The 19,504-nt window shown below is 65.6% G+C and carries 20 protein-coding genes; 17 read left to right on the top strand and 3 right to left on the bottom strand.

From position 1 onward, the window contains the following. Positions 1–8: 8 nt before the first annotated feature. From EAH76_RS06360 to EAH76_RS06340, 5 genes are read left to right on the top strand one after another with little or no spacing between them, the layout of a single operon-like run. Positions 9–377, top strand: a complete 369-nt coding sequence (locus EAH76_RS06360; RefSeq protein WP_206667847.1) for a c-type cytochrome — start codon at positions 9–11, stop codon at positions 375–377. 6 nt (positions 378–383) lie between these two features. Beyond that, positions 384–920, top strand: coding sequence for a hypothetical protein (locus tag EAH76_RS06355; RefSeq protein WP_140849261.1), 537 nt, complete (start codon positions 384–386; stop codon positions 918–920). Between the two features lie 3 nt (positions 921–923). Beyond that, complete coding sequence (locus EAH76_RS06350; protein WP_140849259.1) at positions 924–2,567, top strand: FAD-binding oxidoreductase; 1,644 nt, start codon at positions 924–926, stop codon at positions 2,565–2,567. A gap of 49 nt (positions 2,568–2,616) precedes the next feature. Then, positions 2,617–3,084: a DUF6152 family protein gene (locus EAH76_RS06345; protein ID WP_194150943.1), complete on the top strand. Its 468-nt coding sequence runs from the start codon at positions 2,617–2,619 to the stop codon at positions 3,082–3,084. Next, complete coding sequence (locus EAH76_RS06340; protein ID WP_140849257.1) at positions 3,081–3,935, top strand: hypothetical protein; 855 nt, start codon at positions 3,081–3,083, stop codon at positions 3,933–3,935. The genes EAH76_RS06345 and EAH76_RS06340 overlap by 4 nt, the downstream gene beginning before the upstream one ends. A gap of 234 nt (positions 3,936–4,169) precedes the next feature. Here EAH76_RS06340 and EAH76_RS06335 read toward each other — a convergent pair whose 3' ends face one another. Beyond that, positions 4,170–6,407, bottom strand: a complete 2,238-nt coding sequence (locus tag EAH76_RS06335) for a TonB-dependent receptor (RefSeq protein WP_140849255.1) — start codon at positions 6,405–6,407, stop codon at positions 4,170–4,172. 455 nt (positions 6,408–6,862) lie between these two features. On the opposite strand from EAH76_RS06335, the gene EAH76_RS06330 reads away from it, so the two are divergent. The 10 genes from EAH76_RS06330 (at position 6,863) to EAH76_RS06285 (ending at position 14,765) form a co-directional block, all read left to right on the top strand. After that, on the top strand, positions 6,863–7,378 hold the full coding sequence (locus EAH76_RS06330; protein WP_140850390.1) for a nuclear transport factor 2 family protein: 516 nt from the start codon (positions 6,863–6,865) through the stop codon (positions 7,376–7,378). Positions 7,379–7,551: 173 nt separating this feature from the next. Beyond that, a complete protein-coding gene (locus EAH76_RS06325; protein ID WP_140849253.1) occupies positions 7,552–8,406 on the top strand; it encodes a fumarylacetoacetate hydrolase family protein in 855 nt (284 codons plus the stop codon). Between the two features lie 205 nt (positions 8,407–8,611). Beyond that, on the top strand, positions 8,612–9,925 hold the full coding sequence (locus tag EAH76_RS06320) for a hypothetical protein (protein WP_140849251.1): 1,314 nt from the start codon (positions 8,612–8,614) through the stop codon (positions 9,923–9,925). Positions 9,926–10,098: 173 nt separating this feature from the next. After that, a complete protein-coding gene (locus tag EAH76_RS06315) occupies positions 10,099–10,506 on the top strand; it encodes a DUF6152 family protein (protein WP_241659582.1) in 408 nt (135 codons plus the stop codon). A gap of 10 nt (positions 10,507–10,516) precedes the next feature. Next, on the top strand, positions 10,517–11,245 hold the full coding sequence (locus tag EAH76_RS06310) for a hypothetical protein (RefSeq protein ID WP_140849250.1): 729 nt from the start codon (positions 10,517–10,519) through the stop codon (positions 11,243–11,245). A 32-nt stretch (positions 11,246–11,277) separates the two neighbouring features. Then, entirely contained in the window at positions 11,278–12,234 is a 957-nt protein-coding gene (locus EAH76_RS06305; RefSeq protein ID WP_140849248.1) for a hypothetical protein, read from the top strand. Positions 12,235–12,239: 5 nt separating this feature from the next. Next, on the top strand, positions 12,240–12,794 hold the full coding sequence (locus EAH76_RS06300) for a nuclear transport factor 2 family protein (RefSeq protein WP_140849246.1): 555 nt from the start codon (positions 12,240–12,242) through the stop codon (positions 12,792–12,794). A gap of 132 nt (positions 12,795–12,926) precedes the next feature. Beyond that, on the top strand, positions 12,927–13,415 hold the full coding sequence (locus EAH76_RS06295; RefSeq protein ID WP_140849244.1) for a DUF6644 family protein: 489 nt from the start codon (positions 12,927–12,929) through the stop codon (positions 13,413–13,415). A 23-nt stretch (positions 13,416–13,438) separates the two neighbouring features. Continuing rightward, on the top strand, positions 13,439–13,951 hold the full coding sequence (locus EAH76_RS06290; RefSeq protein WP_140849243.1) for a DUF6644 family protein: 513 nt from the start codon (positions 13,439–13,441) through the stop codon (positions 13,949–13,951). A 109-nt stretch (positions 13,952–14,060) separates the two neighbouring features. Then, positions 14,061–14,765, top strand: a complete 705-nt coding sequence (locus tag EAH76_RS06285; RefSeq protein ID WP_140849241.1) for a TetR/AcrR family transcriptional regulator — start codon at positions 14,061–14,063, stop codon at positions 14,763–14,765. A 55-nt stretch (positions 14,766–14,820) separates the two neighbouring features. On the opposite strand, the gene EAH76_RS06280 is transcribed toward EAH76_RS06285, so the two are convergent. Further along, positions 14,821–15,495, bottom strand: coding sequence for a glutathione S-transferase family protein (locus EAH76_RS06280; protein ID WP_161988981.1), 675 nt, complete (start codon positions 15,493–15,495; stop codon positions 14,821–14,823). 268 nt (positions 15,496–15,763) lie between these two features. Between EAH76_RS06280 and EAH76_RS06275 the strand changes: the two genes are divergently transcribed. Further along, positions 15,764–17,260 (top strand): bifunctional 3-(3-hydroxy-phenyl)propionate/3-hydroxycinnamic acid hydroxylase, encoded by a 1,497-nt coding sequence (locus EAH76_RS06275; protein WP_140849237.1) that lies wholly within the window; start codon positions 15,764–15,766, stop codon positions 17,258–17,260. Between the two features lie 122 nt (positions 17,261–17,382). Continuing rightward, positions 17,383–18,231, top strand: a complete 849-nt coding sequence (locus EAH76_RS06270; RefSeq protein ID WP_241659581.1) for an acetoacetate decarboxylase family protein — start codon at positions 17,383–17,385, stop codon at positions 18,229–18,231. A 70-nt stretch (positions 18,232–18,301) separates the two neighbouring features. Here the strand turns inward: EAH76_RS06270 and EAH76_RS06265 are convergent, their stop codons facing one another. Next, a complete protein-coding gene (locus EAH76_RS06265; protein ID WP_241659580.1) occupies positions 18,302–19,498 on the bottom strand; it encodes a HupE/UreJ family protein in 1,197 nt (398 codons plus the stop codon). Positions 19,499–19,504: the final 6 nt, after the last annotated feature.

The raw sequence follows: 19,504 nt of genomic DNA, 5'->3' as shown, positions 1-19,504 counted from the left end.
CCGGTGGCGTGCTGGTCCTGGCGCTTGGGGCGGCGGTGATCGCACCGGCGCCCGCAGCGCGGCCGGTCGCCGTGCAGCGGTCGGAAGCGCAGCGGATCTACGCCAAATGGTGCAGCGATTGCCACAGCGTTCCCGGTCGGCCGGGGAGCATGGCGCTCGAGCGGAAGTATCACGGCAACCCGTCCGCCATCCTCGAGCAGCGCACCGATCTCAACCCCGACTATGTGAAGCTCGTCGTGCGGCACGGCATTTCGTTCATGCCGTCGTTCCGCAAGACCGAGATCAGCGATGCCGAACTGGCGCTGGTCGCGGATTATCTCGCGCATCCGGCAGCGGGTGATGCAAAACCCGGCAAAGCCAAGGCTGGCGGGAAGTAAGCGGTGATGATCGACCGACGCACCGTCCTCGCCACTGGCCTCGCCGCCAGCTCGGTTGCCGCGACAGGGCTTGTTGGGTTTAGCCAGGCCGCGGCGGCGCGGGGCAGGGGTGGGGCGTTCGACGCCCTGCTGGTTGACCGCAACATCGCGCTGCCGCGCCAGATCGCGGAGTTCGTGAGCGCAAACAGCGCGACCGTGCCCGTCGTCGCCATTCACCTCGATGCGGCATCGCATGCCGGCCTCAATCGTGTCTTCGCCGACAGCCGTGTCGTGCTCGGGCTGAGCAGCGGGGCGACGCTCTTCTGTCTCGAGCGGATCGCGTGGGATCACGGCTACCGGCTCGTCGGGCGCAGCGAGGCGAGTGACCGCATCCTCGACGGCAGCGCGCCGCGCGAGGACATCGCGGCCTTTCTCGCCGGCGCGCACCGTCCGACGGCGCCGCAAGCCGTCGCCTATCGGCCGTCTCACAGCGACGGAGCGCTGCACCTGTGGGTGCTCCAGAAATCGGCGCGTACGCGGTTCTCCGCGGCCGGGAAGGCTTGAATCGTGAAACTCCCCCCGAATGTCAGCCAGGCCGATTTTACGGCAGCGCTCAAAGCCTTTGCCGCGATCGTCGGCGCGCAATGGGTCTTCACCAGCGACGACGATCTCGAACTGTATCGCGATTCCTACTCGATCCTGTGGGACGAGGCCGAGGAGCGCGTCGCGTCGGCCGCGGTCGCGCCTGATACCGCCGAACAGGTCGTCGAGCTGGTCAAGATCGCCAACCGTTATCGCATCCCGATCTATCCGATTTCGACCGGCAAGAACCTCGGCTATGGCGGCGCTGCGCCGGCGACCGCGGGTAGTGTGGTGTTCGACCTCAAGCGGATGAACCGGATCGTCGAGATCGACGAACGCAACGGCTATGTCGTCGTCGAGCCCGGCGTCAGCTATTTCGACCTGTACGCGCATATCCAGGAAAAGGGCCTCAAGCTCTGGATCGATTGTCCGAGCCCGGGCTGGGGCAGCGTGATCGGCAATGCGCTCGACGGCGGTGTGGGCGTGACGCTCGCGTCGTATCGCAACCATTTCGACGCGCATTGCGGCCTCGAGGCGGTGCTGCCCGATGGGCGGATGCTGCGCACCGGCATGGGCGCGATGCCCGGCGCCAAGACGTGGCAGCAGTTCAAGCCCGGCTTCGGTCCGCAGATCGACGGGCTGTTCAAACAGTCGAACTACGGCGTCGTCACCAAGATGGGCTTCTGGCTGCTGCCCGCGCCCGAGGCGTTCTCGACCGGCGTCGTCACCGTGCCGAAGCATCGCGACATCGTCCCGCTGGTCGATATCGTCAACCGGCTCGAGCAGAGCAAGATCGTCCAGGGGCTGTGGACGCTGTCGAGCCCGACCACCGGCACGCGCGGCGATGCCGCACACATCGCCGCGGGGCCGCCGCCGATCGATCCGGCGGTCGCGGTGATCCTCAACGATCCCCACGGCACCGACATGACCAAGCTCGAAGCCGCGGCGCATACCGCCGGGCTGCCGTTCTGGGCGTGCGAGTTCAATCTCTACGGCCCGAAGAAATATATCGAGGCGCAATGGGAGTGCATCCGCGATGCGCTCGGCGTGATTCCGGGCGCGAGCTTCGCGCTCAACCCGCCGCGAAGCCTGCCGCTGCCGGCCGAAGACCTCGCGAAGATGTTCGACACCGGGCCGTTCGGCATCCCGTCGCTGCGCACCTTCAGCCTCGGGCCGATGGTGTCCTACGACGATGAGGACGTCGTCGGCCACGTCTTCTTCTCGCCCGTCATCCCGCGGACGGGCGAGGCGGCGATCGAGGCTATGCAGGTCTTCTCCGACATCGCGCGCAAGTATAAATTGCCGGGGCCGCCGCTGCAGGTCCCCTCGTCGATCTTCGAGCGCGCCTTCCTGTTCGCGATCGGGCTGCCGGTCACGCGCTCGGCGAAGGTCAATGCAAAGCTGCGCGACATCGTGCGCGAGCTCGTCGCGGCGTCGGCCGAGCGCGGCTGGGGCGAGTATCGCACCGCGCCCGCGTTCTACGACCTGATCCTCGATACCTATTCGTACAACGATCACGCGCTGCGCGACTTCCTCGGCACGCTGAAGAGCGCGATCGATCCGAACGGGATCATGTCGCCCGGCCGCTACGCGATCCGGTCGCGGCCAGCGGGAGACGTCAAGCGATGACGTCCGTGATCCGCCCGAAACCCAACATGTTTTTGACAGCGAGTTCCTCATGAATCAGCAGCGCAGACCAAAGCTATCCGCCCTCAAGCTCGCCCTCGTCGCGCTCGCGACGCTGTCTGGCCCCGTTGCCGACGCACACCATTCGTTCGCGAAATTCGACATGGCGAAGCTGACCGCGGTGAGCGGGACCGTGCGCGAATTCACCTGGGCCAATCCGCACACCTGGCTGATCATCATGGTCAAGAAGCCCAACGGCACGACCGAGCAATGGTCGCTGGTCGCCTCGAGCCCCAACATGCTCAGCCGCTGGGGCTGGAACGCCGCCGACATCAAGCCCGGCGACAAGGTCACGGTCGATGTCCATCCGGGGCGTGACGGAACCGCGATCGGCTCGATGCAGACGGTCTTCCTCGCCAACGGTAAGGTGCTGGCCGATCCCGCCGGCTCGACCGGACAGGCGCTCGCCAGCGGACCGGGCAAGCTTCCGGCCAAACCGCAAGGACAACCCTACAAATGAGCAAGACACCCGCCTCGCGGCTTAAGAAGTTCGTCTCCGGCGCGCTGCTGGTCAGCGTCGGCGCGATCGCCCAGGTCGGTCGGGCCCAGGAAACGGCGGTGCCACGCACCGCCGCGCAGCAGGCGCGCGCCTGGCAGGAAATCGCGCAGGAACCCGATCTCTGGCAGGGCACCTGGCAGTCGATCAGCCCGATCGCCGATGATTTCTCCAAGTCGCCCGACTACACGCCTTCGGCGCTCGCCTATATCAAGGCCTACAAGCCGGCCGAGGACAGCCCGTTCACCAACTGCAAGCCGCTCGGCCTGCCGTTCGTCCAGAACATCGGCGGGATGCCGATGAAGTTCTTCCAATCGCCCGGCATGATCGCGATCTACGTCGAATCGTCGGGGGTGACGCGCTTCATCCACACCGACGGGCGGCAGCACAGCGCGCAGCCCAACCCGTCCTACCTCGGCGAGTCGATCGGTCACTGGGAAGGCGACACGCTGGTCGTCGACACGACCGGGCTGGCCCCGGACACCGTCTTTCAGCTCGGCACGCTCAGCAAGGGAGCGCTCAAGGAGGGCGACCATTCGCCGATCGCCAGCGTGATCTTCGGCCCGCACGGACCCAATCTGCGCCTCGTCGAGCGGATGCGGCTGGTCGATTTCAACACGCTCGAGATCCAGACGACGCTGCACGACGACACGCTGTTCAAGACGCCGTACGCTCTGGCGCCGCGTCGCTTCCTCCGCGGGATCGAACGCCGCAACGAGCCGCAGGAATGGGCCTGCACCGATAACCGCGACTATCTCGACCCGACCACGGGCAAGCTCGAGGTCAACGTCAAGGACAAGGCGCAGAACCGCTAGGCTCCGCCAGCACGATCCGGCGGCCGCGCATGCGGTCGCCGGCAGGCAACACGGCCCGCGCCGATGGTTTAACCCATCGGCGCGGGCATTTTCGTGGGCGGGCGCGAGCACCTCGCCACGCAAGCTCTGATTTTCCGGGGAAGCCGACCGCACCGGGGCAGGCGCTATTCTACGGTCGGAATCAAAAAGGCGGCGTGGCCGGGAATTCCCGGCCACGCCGCCATCGCAAACGTATCAGAACTTGACGTTGACGATCGCGCCGAAGGTGCGGGGATCGCTCAGCGTGTTGCTCGACACGACCACGCTCGGCGTGGTGCCGGCGCGCGGGGTCACGCTCGCGACGTTCCAATTGTCGGGCAGGTAGCGCTTGTCGGTGAGGTTGCGCACATAGCCGGTGATCGACAGGTTGGGCGCGACCTGCCAGGTCGCGTTGAGATCGACGAGCGCGACCGACGGCACGCGGATATAGGGGGTGGCCCCATCCGCGGCCTGCTGCACGGTGATGCGCGAGCTGTCATGCGCCGAGATGTACCGCACGACCCCGCGGAGCGACAGCGTCGTGCTGCCGATCTCGAGCCGGTGGTCATACGATCCGGTCAGCTGAACCGGCGGGGCAGGGGACACCTCGTGCGTCGAGAAGAACGCGGCATAGGCCCCGAAATCGCCATAGCGGGCGTGCGTGTACGATCCGTTCAGCCCGAACGTGCCGTTGGCCCAGGGCCGCGCCTGCAATTCGAACTCGACGCCATAGGTCTTCACGGGGATCGTGATCGTCTGGAAGATGCGCAGCGGCCCCGGCGGTGCGACGTTGATGCCGGCCGTCTGGAACCCGCCATAATTGTTGTAGAAGGCGGCGAGGTTGATCTGCAAATGGTTGTCGAGGAAGCGGTTCTTGGCGCCGATCTCGTACGACGTCAGCGTCTCGGCCTGCAGAATCTGCGCCTGCGGCACACCCGCCGCGTTCTGCGTCAGGGATTTGTCGCCCGGCGAGAAGCCGGTCGCGATCAGCGCGTAGAGCAGGTTGCGCGGCGTGAGGTCGTGTTCCAGGCGGACCTTGTACGTGAAGTTATTGAACGTCGCCAAACGGTCTGCACCGGTCAGCGGCGCGGTAATGCCGGTGAAGCCGGTATAATTCTGGTCGACCACGATCTCGGTATGATCGTAGCGCACGCCGCCGGTGAGACGGGTCGCGGGCGAGAAGGCGTAGGTGCCCTCCGCAAAGCCGCCTTCTGCGGTCGTGGTCTTTTGGGTCGACGATTTGAACAGGTATCCGCCGGCCGGGGGCAGATCGAAATTGTACAGCGTGTTCACTTCACTGAGCGCGTTCCGGTAATACAGGAACCCAGCCTGCCACTTGAACTTAGCGTCGGTGTCGGTGCTGTGGATGCGCAACTCGTGCGTCATGAAATTGTCTTTGGGCGTCGAGACGAAATTGTCGATGTTGACGGCACCGCGGGCGACGGTCGTCACGTTCTGGAACCAGGTGCGGTACGCGGGAATGTAGGTGATCGCGACGGGGCCGAGATCGAGATTGAAATTGGCCCAATATTGCCGGAAATGGTTCCGGCCGGTGCCCACCGCCTGTGGCGTGTAGACGAAGTCGGTCGGCGAATTGCCCTGCGTGATCGCCACGCCGCCCGAATGCGAGATGTTGAATTCCTGCGCATAGCCGAGCATCGCCGAAAACGTGTCGCTTGGCGTCCACAGCAGCTTCGCGCGGAACGATGTGCTCGAGCGCGCATCGCCGTCGGTGGCGTAATAGCCGTCGCGTTCGAAATAGTTGCCGGACACGCGCAGCGCCAGTTTGTCGGTAACGATCGGCAGGTTCACCTCGCCGACGAAGTGGCGCAGATTGTAGTTTCCGAGTTCGGCCGTCCCTTCGACGGCGATATCCTTGGAATCGGGATCCTTGGTGTGGATGGCGACGACGCCCGCGGTCGCGCTGCGACCGTACAGCGTACCCTGCGGACCGCGCAGCACCTCGACCCGGCCGATATCGTAGCCGCCGCCGACCCCGTTATAGACATCATCGACATAGATCGCCGCTGCCGCCGAGGTCGAGGTCGCGCTGCCGCCGACGCCCGAGTTCGACTGAATGCCGCGAATGACCAACCCGGCGGCGGGATTGTCGGTACCGCCGGCCTGCGAGGTGTTCACCGTGCCCGACGCGCCGCCCGAAATCCCGGGGACATCCTCGAGAATGTTCTTCAGTTCGTATTTGCCCCGCAACAGGAGATCGTCGCCGGACCGAACGCTGATCGACGCGGCGGTCTTTTGCGCGGTGTTGAAGCGACGCTCGGCGGTGACGATGATGTCTTCGAGCGCGCCTGTGTTGGTCAGGATCGGGCTCGACGTCGTCGGGGGTGCCGGCTCGGTCGTCTCGGGTGTCGTGGTCGTCTGCGCGAAGGCCGGCTGGGCGGCGATGATGCCCGCCAAGAGCGATGTCGACAGCAGAAGATGTTTCCGGAACATTATCTATCCTCCCCTACGTCGTCTTTCGTCAGACGAACTTATTGAGATATAAGAACCGTCGAAACGCCTATTTAGACGTATCGACCTGATGAGATCTTCGTTTTAGTAACTTTGTCTAAGTGTGACGTACGGATCGCCTTGATGGAAACGCAATACGACCCCGTTGCACATAGCGGTGGCTCAATGGAACCTGAATGTAGCATTCTCCAACCGGCAAGATAGGTGCATCAATTCTGCTGCGACGGGCGCTGGAATTGGCGTCAACTTCCGCCGGGAGCTGGTTCCAGCATCGTGACCGCGCGTGCTTCGTGATCGCCGGTGTCGACGACCAGGCGGGGCTTGTGGTGTGGTCCGGTCTCAAGCAGTGTCGGGCACGCCACCATCCTAGGTCGTGCGGGCGCTCCGACGTAGAGGTCGCCAGCCACCGTTGGGCCCGGCAGATCGAGGACATCGCAATGGCATTTTCCGGACCGTCAAAGCCCGCTCGTCGAACCCTCTTGGCAGGAGCGGCGCTGCTCGGCGCGACCGCGACGATCCCGTTCGGCGCACGTGCCGCCCGGCCGGGGACGCCGCTCGATCGCGCGGCGTATCAGCGCTATCTCGCCCTGATGAATGCCGCCGATCCGCGCTTCCTCGATTTCTATGCCGACGACGTCCGCTTCGTGATGAACATCCGCGGCAGGGACAATGTCGCGAAATTCTATGCCGCGCAGCGTCCCTACATCCAGGAGACGCTTGAGCTCCTCTTCTTCTGCTCCGACGCAAGCGGGGCCGCGGCGCAAGTCATCAGTGAAGTGCGCTGCATCGCGGATCACGACGATCGCGTGCTGTTCGGTCGGCCCTTGAAAAAGGGCGAGGTTCAGCGGATCCGGGGCTGCCTCCTCTACGTGCTGGACGATCACGGCCGCATCGCCGAGATCAGCGGACCGCCGCCCGAGGTGCTCGAGCCTTGGCATATGGCGACGTCGTGAAGCGCCGCCACGCGACTGCAGGCGAGATTCTAAACTAGACAGTCATCTTTGAACCAATTAGTCATATTGCTGCAGGCGCTACGACCGGGCGAGGATGACGACGTCACCGAACAGCGGCAACCGAAGATGCGTTGGCGAGCGCCGCGTGGATGACGTTTTGGAAGGACTGACAGATGAAATTAGCGCGATTCACCGTTGAAGGCCGCACGCGGCTCGGCAAGGTCGTCGGCGAGACGGTCGTCGATATCAGCGCGGCGGTCCCCGAAGCCGGGGGCTCGATGCGCGTATTGCTCAAGCATCTCGACTCGGCCCGCGCCGCGATCGAAGCGGTGGACGCGCCGTCGTTCGCGCTCTCCGACGTGGTGCTCGAGGCGCCGATCGCCGACCCGCTGAAATATCTCGCGATCGGCATGAACTATCAGTCGCACGTCGACGAGGCCGAGGCCGCCGGCAAGACCGCCCCCAAGACGCAGATCTGGTTCAACAAGCAGGTCAGCTGCATCAACGGACCGTTCGCCGACGTCGATGTTCCCAAGTCCGGCCCCGACATGGTCGATTACGAAGCCGAGATGGGCGTCGTCATCGGCAAGCGCTGCCGCCACGTCTCGCGCGAAGATGCGCGGTCGGTGATCGCCGGCTATCTCGTATGCAACGACGTCACGGCGCGCGACTGGCAGTTCCGCTCGCCGACCTTCACGCTCGGCAAATCGTTCGACACGCACGGCCCGATCGGCCCGTGGATCACCACCGATGACGAGATCGCCGATCCGCACGCGCTCACCATCACGCTCGAACTCAACGGCGAGGAGCGGCAGCGCGCATCGACGGGCGAAATGATCTATAACATCTACGACCAGATCGCGTATCTGTCGGAGGTGATGACGCTCGAACCGGGCGATCTGATCGCAACTGGGACACCGGCCGGTGTCGGTATCGCAGGGGATCGCTTCATGAAGGCGGGCGATGTGGTACGGGTATCGGTCGAAGGGTTGGGCGCGATCGAGAATCGGTTCGTCGACGAAGCCTGATCGGCCTGGATTTATCGCGCGTGTTCCGCAAAACGCGCGCGATAGTTCTTGACCAACTCGTCCAACTATGACTGAATGGTGCAGACAATAAGACGATAGAAAACGGCCGTTAGAGCCGGTGGGCGCTTCGCCCGAGTGAGCGGATCTGAGAGGATATCGAGCGGTGATAAAGGCAAAGCCTCGCCCAACGACAGGCACGGATGACGTGCAGCGCATCAGCGATTGTATGATCGGTGCGGTCGCGCCGGCCAGCCTGGCGCAAGGCGCCGTGTTCGGGATGGAGCTCGATCTGCTGCGGCAGGGCTGGCCGGTCGGACGCTCGCTCGGCGCCTTGCCGGCGGTCCAGAAGCGCCTTGGCCTGGGGCGGCCGGCGTCGCGCGAGGCGGTGACCATGCTGGAGGCGCGCGGGATGCTCGATGTGCGGCGCGGTCCGGGCGGCGGCCTGTTCGTCGCGGCGCCCGCGCTCGAGGATGTCGCGGGTGCGGTGCTGATGTATCTCGCGCTCGACGGGCAGACCCATAGTTGCGTCACCGAATTCCGGCTGCTGGTCTGGCGGATGATCGCCCATGCGGCGATCCAGCGGCGGGTGGTACCCTGCGGCGCAAACGCGACGGGCTGGGGCTTTGCGGTCGACCTGGCCGAGCAGACCGGCAACACGACGATGGGATTGTTGGCGCGGCTGGCCGAGATGCTGGTGCGCGTCCTTGGCGGACAGCCTGCGCCGGCCCACGATGCGGCGCTCGACGCGGCGGTGCGCGATGCCGATCCGGGGCGTGCCTTAGACAGGCTCGATGCATTGGCGGGGGTCGTCACGCAGGGCGCGCCGGCCATCGCGCTCGACGTCGCCGAACGCAGTTTCTCCTTGTCGGGACGCAAGTCGGCGATGGCGCTGGCGGCACGCATGGCGCACGAACTCAGCAGCCCCGGCGGCGCGCAGGAAGCCGAGTGGGAAACCGCCGAGCGGCTCGGCTATACCGATTCGGTCGTGCGGCAGGCGCGGCGGATCCTGCAGGATTTCGGCATCATCCGTTGCCGTCAGGGCCGCAAGGGCGCCGAACTCGCCCCCGCGACGACGCCGACCGGGGCGATCCGTTTGCTGGCGCCGTGTCTGGTGGCCAGCGCGACGGTTGCGGTCGACCTGCGCGAAGCGATCGCCAATCTGGTCAGTGCGGCGCCCGTCCTCGCGGCGCGGCGCGTCCGCGCCGGCGATCTTGGGTCGGTCACGCCGATCGCGCCGTCGTCGAACGTCGGCCCGATCGAGGTGCTGCTGGTTGAGAATTTGCTGCTCGACCTCAGCGGCAATCCGCTGCTCGCGATCGTCGTGCGCTCGCTCGGGATCGCCAATGTCTTCGTGGCCAAGGAACCGCTCGTGCCGCCGCATCTCGGCGAGACGATCGCGCTCAATCGCCGGATCCTCAAGGCGATCCAGGCGGGCGATGTCGCGGCTGCGGAAAGCCTGGCGCAGGCGAAGTTCGACGTGATGCAGCGGCCGATCGAGGGCTATTGCGCGGTCGCGTAATGCCGGGGTCGGCGGGGACGGCGATGAATTCATTCATCTAACTCGACGATCCCCGGACCAATAGCTTTCCCTTTGAAATGTGGCGTGCGCCCGAGGCTCGGGCGGTCCGGTCGATCCGCATCCGCGGGCGGCCGGGCGATCCCGACCGTTCGCCGTTCGTTTGGAGTGATGTGATGAAAGCGTGTACTTTTTCCAGGCTGGCGGCGATCGCGGCGGTCGCGGCGCTCTGCGGCGCGGTGGCGCCGGCGATCGCGCACCACTCGTTCGCGGCCTATGACATGAGCCGGACGCTGGCGACCGACGGGACGCTCAAGGAGTTCCGCTGGGGTGCACCGCACTCCTCGATGGTCCTGATCTATCTCGAAAAGGGCAAGGCGAAGGAGATGTCGATCATCAGCGGCAGCCCGCTGATGTTCGCCAAGCAGGGCCTCACCCCGCGCGACTTCAAGCGCGGCGAGAAGGTCAAGGTCACCTATCACCCCAATACCGGCGGCCAGCCGGGCGGCGCGATGGCAAGCGTGACGCTGGCGAGCGGCAAATCCTTCTCGGACACCGAGGCCGCCCGCGTCGGCGGCAATTGAAGGGCACGACATGGGCACCGAGCATAAGATAACCCGTCTCGCCATCGGGGCGATCGCGGCCGCGGTGGCGCTTGGCGGCAGCGGCACGGCTCTGGCGCAGACGGCGGCGCCCAATCTCGAAGGCGTATGGAAGATCGTCACGCCGAGCGCCACGCTGAAGCCGCTGTCCGGGCCGATCCCGTTTACGGCGGAGGGCCGCAAGGATTACGATGCAAACCGCAAGCTCAAGGCGGCAGGCACATACGACGCCTATGACATCACGCTGTCGCGCTGTTCGAGCCCGGGCGTACCGCGGTTGGCGTTGACGCCGATGCGCTTCAAGATCTGGTACCGCCAGGGCGTGGTGACCTTCGATTATGAATGGAACCGCGCGATCCGCCAGATCAATGTCGGCGTACCCCTGCAGCCCGACCTGATGGGGCAGGGGCTCGTCCCGACGATGACCGGCAAGTCGAAGGGGCATTGGGAGGGCGACACGCTCGTCTCGGTGATGGAGGGCGGGTCGGACCGCACGCTGATCGACGATCTCGTGCCGCATGGCTTCGACCTGAAGGTGACCGAGCGGTTCCGCCTGACCGATCCCGATACGCTCGAGGATCGCATCACGGTCGAGGATCCGGCGTACTTCAGCAAGCCGTGGGACTCGGTCGTCACCTACAAGCGCCAGCCCGACGCCATCTTCGCAGAAGATGTCTGCCTCGACCGGGTCGCCGCACACCAGCCCGCCTTTCCCAAATGAGCGGTTCCCCTCAGATTCGGAGCACGTCCCGAATGACACGCCGCATTCCGTTCTCGACCTGGCAGATGGCGCTTGCCGTGACGCTGACCGTCATGCCGACCCTCGCGTCGAGCCAGGCGGGGCCGCCCCCGGGCGCGCCGCAGGGGCCGCCACCGGGGCTCCAGCTTCCGCCCGGCGCGTCGGGCGGTCCGCCGCCCGGGGCGCCGCCGCCGGTCGAGCTGACGCCCGCGCAGAAGATCGTCGCGGCCTTGCCGCCGCCGGGCCCCGGCGGGCTCCCGCCGCGGCCACCGCTGCCCGCGGACGCGGTGATGCCATCGGCCGATCCGCGCGACCTGCAGGGGACCTGGGTGCATGACAAGGCGCTCGAGTTCCGCAACCAGAAGGACATGTACGGCGCGCTGCTGCCGTACACGATGGAGGGCGCGAAGGTCCTGTCGCGCCGCGTCAATTCGCTCAAGGTCGGCAAGCCCTTCATCAACGCCTCGGCGATCTGCCGGCCGCCGGGTGCGCCGTGGCAGCACGACCTGAACTTCCCGTTCCAGGTGATCCAGACGCGCGACTATGCCGAATTCATCTTCGAGGAATATCACGGCCGCTGGCACATCGCGCTGGACGGCACGCGCACGCCGCTGCCCGCAGGCGCCCCGTATATGGGCCGCTCGGTCGCGCATTGGGACGGCGGGACGCTCGTCGTCGAAACGAGCGACTTCAAGCAGGCGCTGTGGCTCGATGTCGATGGCACGCCGTTCTCGGCCAGCGGCAAGCTGGTCCAGCGGATCCGCAAGGTGAGCGATGGCGGCGCGGTGCCATATCTCGAGATCGTCACCACGGTGATCGATCCGACCTATTACACCGCACCCTGGTCGATGATCCGCTCGTTCGCCTGGGCGCCGCATCAGGCGGTCTTCGCCGAATATAATTGCGAGGAGCAGGTCGGCGACCCGAGCGTGCGCGGCGATGCCGGCCTCGTCCCCGAGCCGAAGGATTGATCGACATGCGGCAACTTCTCACATCCGCGCTGGCGATGATCGCGATGGCGGTGGCCACCCCCGCTCTGGCGCATGACCTGCCGAGCGAGGCGGCCAACAAGCAGGTCGTGCTCGATTTCTATCGCGCGTTGGACGATGCCGGCGCTGCCGGCGCGATGAGCACGCGGATCAAGGGCATCGCCGAGCGCTATATCAGCCCGGACTATGTCCAGCACGCCGAGGCCTTTGCCAATCTGCCGGGCCCCGGCACGCCGCGCGACCGGCTGGTGCGGATGTTCCAGACGATGCCGGCGATGAAGCTGCCCCCGTCCAAGACGATAGCGGTGATGGCCGAGGGCGACCGCGTGATGCTGCTCACCGCGCGCGAAATGCCGCCGGAGGGGGCGGGTGCGCCCACGCTCTCCTACATCTTCAACATGTTCCGGCTGCGCGGCGGGCGCCTGGTCGAGCATTGGGACGTGCAGCAGGGCGGCGCGCCCGGCGGCCCGCCGACGATGCCCCCACCCGGTGCACCCGGCCCTTCGCAAATGCCGAACGCTGCCGCGGCGTCGCCCCGGTAACGTGGCTGTAACGCGGCCCCGTATGCGATCGAACCGTTCGCTACGGGTTTCTGGGAATCGCAGCGGCTACTGACTGCGGATCGCCCGTTCCGCAGGGAAATCAATCAGCTTCGAATCGAAGGATTTACCGACATGTCCGTCGAAAGATTCTCGCAGGGCCTTTATGGGACCGCGATCAGCACCGAGATCCGTGAAGTCAGCTGGATCATCCCGGCCGTACAGAGCATCCACATCATCGCGATCGCCGCGGTGGTCGGTGCGGCGATCGTGATGGACCTGCGGCTGGCCGGAGTGCTGGCGACCGACGAGAGCCCGCGCGGCGTCGTGAAGCGGCACTTGCCATGGATGTGGTCGGGATTGGCGCTGTTGCTGGTGTCGGGCCTGGTGCTCGGCATCGGCGAACCCAACCGCGTGCTGACCAATTCGGTGTTCTGGATCAAGATGGCGCTGGTGCTCACCGGCTTCACGCTGACGCTGCTGTTCCGTTACCCGATCCTGCACCCCGAATATCGCATCGAGCATGCGCGCGCGGCCAAGCTTGTCAAGCCGCTCGCCTGGGCGTCGCTGGCGATCTGGATCGCGATCATCTTCTGCGGTCGCTGGATCGCGTACAACCAATAATACGATCATCTGGGAGACTGTGAATGCCACCTCTAGGCGCCAGTGGCGGCCTCATGCAGGCGCTTTACGACTCGTCGATCGCAACCGCGATCCGCGAGAGCGGAACGCTCTTTCCGTGGATCGAGAGCATCCATGTGCTGATGATCGTCGTCGTCGTCGGCACGATCGCTATCGTCGATCTGCGCTTGATCGGCGTGGCGGCGCACCGCCGCGGCGCGCGCCAGCTGATTGTCGACATGTTGCCCTTTACCTGGGTCGCGTTCGTGCTCGCGGTCATCTCTGGCGGTCTGCTCTTCCTGTCGAATGCCACCGGCTATTATGAAAGCATGCCGTTCCGCTTCAAGCTGCTGACGATCCTGATCGCCGGCATCAACATGGCGATCTTCCACGTCACCGCGTACCGCAAGATCGTCGATTGGGACGATCGTTTGCCCACGCCGATGATGGTCCGGGTCTCCGGGATCACCTCGCTTTCGCTGTGGATCCTCATCATCTTCCTCGGCCGATGGATCGGCTATGCCTATCCGCTCGTTTGAACCGATCGGCTAAAGTGTGCAAAATCAGTTGAACGGTTCGGTCACTTTAGGCGATGGACGTTCGGCGCGGGCGTGACATGCCCGTCGCCGAGATGAGATGGGATTTTGAATGGCGGTTCGACCTCGACTGACGGAAAGTTCGAAACCCCCGCAGTCGCTGTTGGGCCAGCTCGAAACGGCGCGCAATCCTGGCGAGAAGTCCGACCGGCGTTCGACGCGAACGCGGCTCGCGCTGCTCGAGGCGGCGCAGCGGCTTTTCGCCGAGCGGTCGATCGAGGGCGTCAGCATCGACGACATCGCCAAGGAGGCGGAAGTCGCGAAGGGCAGCCTCTACAATCATTTCGACAGCAAGGAGGCCTTGGCCGACGAACTGTTCCGGATGGTGCGCAGCCATGTCGCCGAACTGCTCGATGCGGCGATCGACGACGGGATCGCCCCGCCTGAGCGGCTCGTCCGCGGGTCTTTCGTCATCCTGCGTTTTGCGATCGACCACCCCGAGAGCGTCTCTGCGCTGCTCAAGCTGTCGCCCGAGTTGCTCGAAGACAAGGCCCCGCTCAACGTGAAGGCGCGCGAGATCGTGATCGAGGGGATGGAGACCGGACATTTCAAGGGGATCCCGGCCGACTCCGCAACGTTGCTGGTGGTCGGGGCAATGCTGGTCATGCTGCAGGATTCGATCGACCGGAAAAAGTCGGTGAAACGGCTCATCGCCAAGATGATCCCGCTGATGGCCGGTGTGCTCAAAGCGCTGGGGGTCAATAGCGAGAGCGCCGGGATCGCGGCCAAGGCCGCGGCGCGCGCGACGCTCGAATAGGCGCATCGACGGTGTACAGGGCGGATGACTCCGCCCTGCACAGCGTTCCGCCGCGTTACAACCGGCCACCGCCCGGCAATTCGATCCTGGCGGCGGCAAGCGCGCGCGTCTCGCGTTCGAGCGCGCGCTCGAAGCTCGGGCGCGCGCGCACCGCGTCACGATGCGCGACGAGCGCCGGGAACTGGCTCGTATCGACGCCGCCCTCGCACATGCCGAGCACCCACGACAGATAGACGTCGACGATCGACCAGCGATCGCCGAACCACCACGGCTGCTGTGCGAGCCGGGCATCGATCGACGCGAGCAACGGGGTCATCGCGGCGATGGCAGCCTCGCGAACCGGCGCGGGATCGCCGGTTGTCGCGCGATTGGGCATGCGGATCGTGCGCGCGAGCGGATGCAGCGTGTTGGAGCACCACACCAGATCGGCAAACGCCTGGGCGCGTGCGAGCGGGGTCGGGCCGGGGAGCAGCGTCTCGCCCGGAACCCGTTCGGTCAGCCAGAGGATGATCGCGGGGGTTTCGGTGAGCAGTTCGCCCCCCACCACCAGCGCCGGGACCTTCGCCTTGGGATTGACCGCGCGATAATCGGGGCTGAACTGCGCGCCCTTGAAGATGTCGACCGGGCGATCGTCGAACGCGAGCCCCAGCTCCTCCAACGCGTTCAGCGTCACGCGCGAGCAGGCGCCTGGCGTGTGAAACAGGGTCAGTTCGGGCTGCGTTGCGGTCATCATCTCTCTCCAACGTTTGCTTGTTGCAGCTGCCTGGCAGCGCAGAAAAACGCCGCGCCAGCGCAGGTCGCTCGACCGGTTCGCGGAGCGATCCAATTCCGCCTTGCATCTGCATTTTAGTTGACTAAGTCGTCTAAACATGACTGTCTAGTACAAGTTTATCGGTGGAGAGGATAATGCAGGACAGGACGATTGGCTCGCGCCCACGGCGTGAGCGTAAAGCGCGTGTCGATGCCAGATCGACGCGGCCTTTGATGGGCGTTGGCGAATGAGCGACAGGTTCGACTGTGACGTGCTGGTCGTCGGGCTGGGGCCGGTCGGTGACGCGCTTGCCGCGCTCGCGCATGTGCATGGGCTCTCGGTGATCGCGATCGACCGATCGCCGACGCTCTTTCCGCTGCCGCGCGCGGCGGTGTTCGATCATGAGATCATGCGGATTTTCCAGATGATCGGCGTCGCCGAGCGGATCGCGCCGTTGTGCCGGGTGCCCGAAAGCTATCAGTTCCTTACCGCCCGCGGCGAGGTGCTGCTCGATTTCCCGGTCCTGCCGGTCGGGCGCTTCGGCTGGGCGGAGACCTATGCGCTGCATCAGCCGGGGGTCGAACAGGTGCTGCGCGATCGGCTCGGCGAACTCGGGGTGCGACTCGATCTCGGCGTAGCGTTCGAGGGGCTCGTGCAGGATTCGGACGGCGTCACGGTCGATGTGCGCGACGAAGCCGGGGCACGGCAGATCCGCGCGCGCTACGTGATCGGCTGCGATGGCTCGTGGAGCCCCGTCCGCGAAGCGCTCGGCATCAAGCTTGACGATTACAAGTTCGACGAGCCGTGGCTGGTGCTCGACACGATCATCGAGGATTGCGCCGACCTGCCGGTGCTGTGCCAGCAGATCTGCGATCCGCGGCGCCCGGTCACGCACCTCGCGATGAGCGGCAAGCGCTTCCGCTGGGAGTTCATGCTCAAGCCCGGCGAAACGCCCGAACAGATGCTGGACGACGCCATGATCCAGGAACTGCTCGCGCCGTGGAAATGCGGCGACCGCGTCCAGATCGAGCGCAAGGCGGTGTATCGCTTCCACGCGCTGGTCGCCGAGCAGTGGCGCCACGGCCGCGTGTTGCTCGCCGGCGATGCGGCGCACCAGATGCCGCCGTTCGCGGGGCAGGGCATGTGTTCGGGCATTCGCGATGCCGCCAATCTCGCGTGGAAGATCGCCGCGATCGTGCGCGGCGAGGCTGCGGAGTCGATCCTCGACAGCTATCAGCAGGAACGCGAGCCACACGTTCGCGCGATCATCGCCACCGCGGTCGCGATGGGGCAGATCGTCTGCATGCTCGACGAACATGGCGCCGCGGCGCGCGATCGCGACATGCTCGCGCGCAAGGCCTCTGGCGCACAGGACGTCTCGGTCGCCTATCCCGACCTCGTCAGCGGGCATTTGACCGATACGCCATTTGCGGGCGCGCTGTTCCCGCAGCCAGTCGCGGCCGATGGCACGCACCTCGATACGCTGTTCGGACTGGATGCGGTGCTGATCCGGCGCTCCTCCGGGGATGACGCCCCATCGCAGGTCCGCACGCTGGATCTGGCATCGCCCGAGCTGGCCGATTTCAGCGAGCCGCTCGAGCAATGGTTCGAGGCGGCCGGGACCGAGGCCGTGCTCATCCGACCCGATCGCCACATCTTCGGGACGGGCGATCCCGCTGAGCTGCAGGCGCTGTGGCGCGAGAAAGACCGATCGGGTGTGCAGCGTGACCAAGCGCTGACCTGAGCCCGCGGGCGGTGTTTCAGCCACCGCCCGCCCTGACGATTCGACCTAACCAACCGTGTTTCCACTGGAGTAAAACGATGCCTTTCATCCCTAACCCTGGTTCGCGTTATCGTATGCCGATCATGTTCGGTCCCGCCCCCGGCCCGCGCCAACATCCCGACGGACGGATGTGGACCCCCGAGGAAGCCGGCCGGATGACCGCGCAATGGATGAAGCTCAGCTATCGCACCGATCCGGCGAAGCTCGAGAAGCTGCTGCCCGCCGGTTTCAGCCTGCGCGGCGATCCGATCGTCTCGGTCAGCTGCGCATGGTTCAAGGATCTCTATTGGCTCGCCGGGCGCGGCTACGGCATCCTCTCGGTCGATTTCCCGGTCAGCTATCAGGGCAAGACCGAGCAGCTCGACGGCGCCTTGTGCCCGATCATCTGGGAGGGGCTGCCCGACGCGATCATGACCGGCCGCGAAGAGCTCGGCTTCCCCAAGATGTTCGCGAACTTCAGCGAGATCGCCTGGGACGAGGCGGCGGGCCGCGCGAGCTGCGATGCAGGGTGGTACGACCACACCTTATTCGACATCACCTTGTCGGATCTCGTCGAGGAGCAGAACCCCAAGAAGCAGCTGCCCGGATCCGACGGCGGTGCGCAGATGTATTATAAGTACTTCCCGCGCACGAGCCCAGGCGGGCGCGAAGGCGCCGACGTTGCCCATGTCACCACATCGGCTGCGCCGGCTGGCAGCGGCGGTGCGCTGGTGAACATCAATTTCGATGATTTCGAATTCCGCCGCTGGACCGGCAAGGGCGCGCTCAACTGGCACCCTGCCACGTTCGAACAGCTGCCGCTGTCGTTCAAGATCGTGAATGGCATCGCCGATCTCGACGTGCTCGAATATGTCGATGCGGAAATGGTGCAGTTCACCGGGCCCGGCATCGGGGTCGCGATGAACTCGCATCGCGTGGTCGAGCCGGCCTGATCGGATAGCCGCAATCGCTGACACTCGAAGCCGCCCGCGCTATCCAGCGCGGGCGGCCTTTTCGTGAGCGTCATCCAAAGCTGCGGCTGATGAACCAGTACATGCCGATCAGGATCAGCCCCGACGCGCCGACATCGACCACGATCGGCCGCGGTAGCGCGAGCTTAAGGCGGCGCAGCACGGTGACGATTCCCACCAACACCGTGACCACGGTGAGCTGGCCGGCCTCGACCCCGAGATTGAAGCCAACGAGCAGTTCGGCGAGCTTGGCCGGCGGGATCGCTTCGTTGAGCAGATCGGCGGCGAAACCGAAGCCGTGGATCAGCCCGAAGATCAGCGTGATGACCAGCCGCAGCCGCCCCGCGTCGCGGACATAGCCCGCGATCATCAGATAGTTCGACGCGAACAGCCCGGCGCCGAGCAGCAGCGTGAACGGCAGCAGCCCGATCCCGACCAGCTTGAGCCCGGCCATGGCGAACAGCACGCCTGCGGTCCACAGCGCGAACAGCTTGGGGCGCTGCACCTGCACCGCGAGATTCTCCACGCCGATCAGCGCGATCGTGAGCGCGACCAGCGCGTCGATGAATTCGGCATGCGGGCGGATCACCCCCGTCACGGCCAGCGCCAGCGTGAGGCTGTGGCCGATCGTAAACCCGGTGATGACGAAGATCAGGTCCTTGAAGCGGCGCGAAATCAGCACCAGTCCGAGCAGGAAGCTCATATGATCGATGCCGGTGAAGATGTGCATGATGCCCATCTTGACGAAGGTGAGCAGGCCCGCCCCCTCGATCTCGCCGCCCTTCGCCTTGCTCATGTCGATCGTCTGCGCGTCGGCGGTGAGCACTTCCTCGGCGAAGTCACCCTTGACCGTCTGGATTTGCGCCAGGTTCACATGCGTCGGCACGAGTTCGAAGAATGCGGAGTCGCGCAGCACGATTCCCTCGGTCGAGGGGCAGTCGAAGAGGAACTCGACGCGCCGATAGCCGGTGACCGCCGCGACCGGGCGAGGCTTGCCCGCCAGCTTGCACGCCTTGCCGTCAGCCGATGCGCCGAGCCTCGGCACCAGATAGGCAATCAGTTGCGGATTGTTGGGCGGTCGGCGGTCGGACGTCAGGCGGCGCGCCTCGAGGTCTGAGACCGAGAAGGTGAGGTGGACCGAACTGCCATCGACCAGCCAGGTCGTATGCGATTCGGAGCGCGTATGCGCGTCCGCCGCGGTCGCGAGCGAGAGGAACGCCGCCGCCAGCGCCAGGAACCGGCCGATCATGTGCGC

Source organism: Sphingomonas glacialis, from assembly GCF_006439055.1.
Lineage (GTDB): Bacteria > Pseudomonadota > Alphaproteobacteria > Sphingomonadales > Sphingomonadaceae > Sphingomonas > Sphingomonas glacialis_A.
This window is presented reverse-complemented; position numbering and strand designations above follow the sequence as displayed.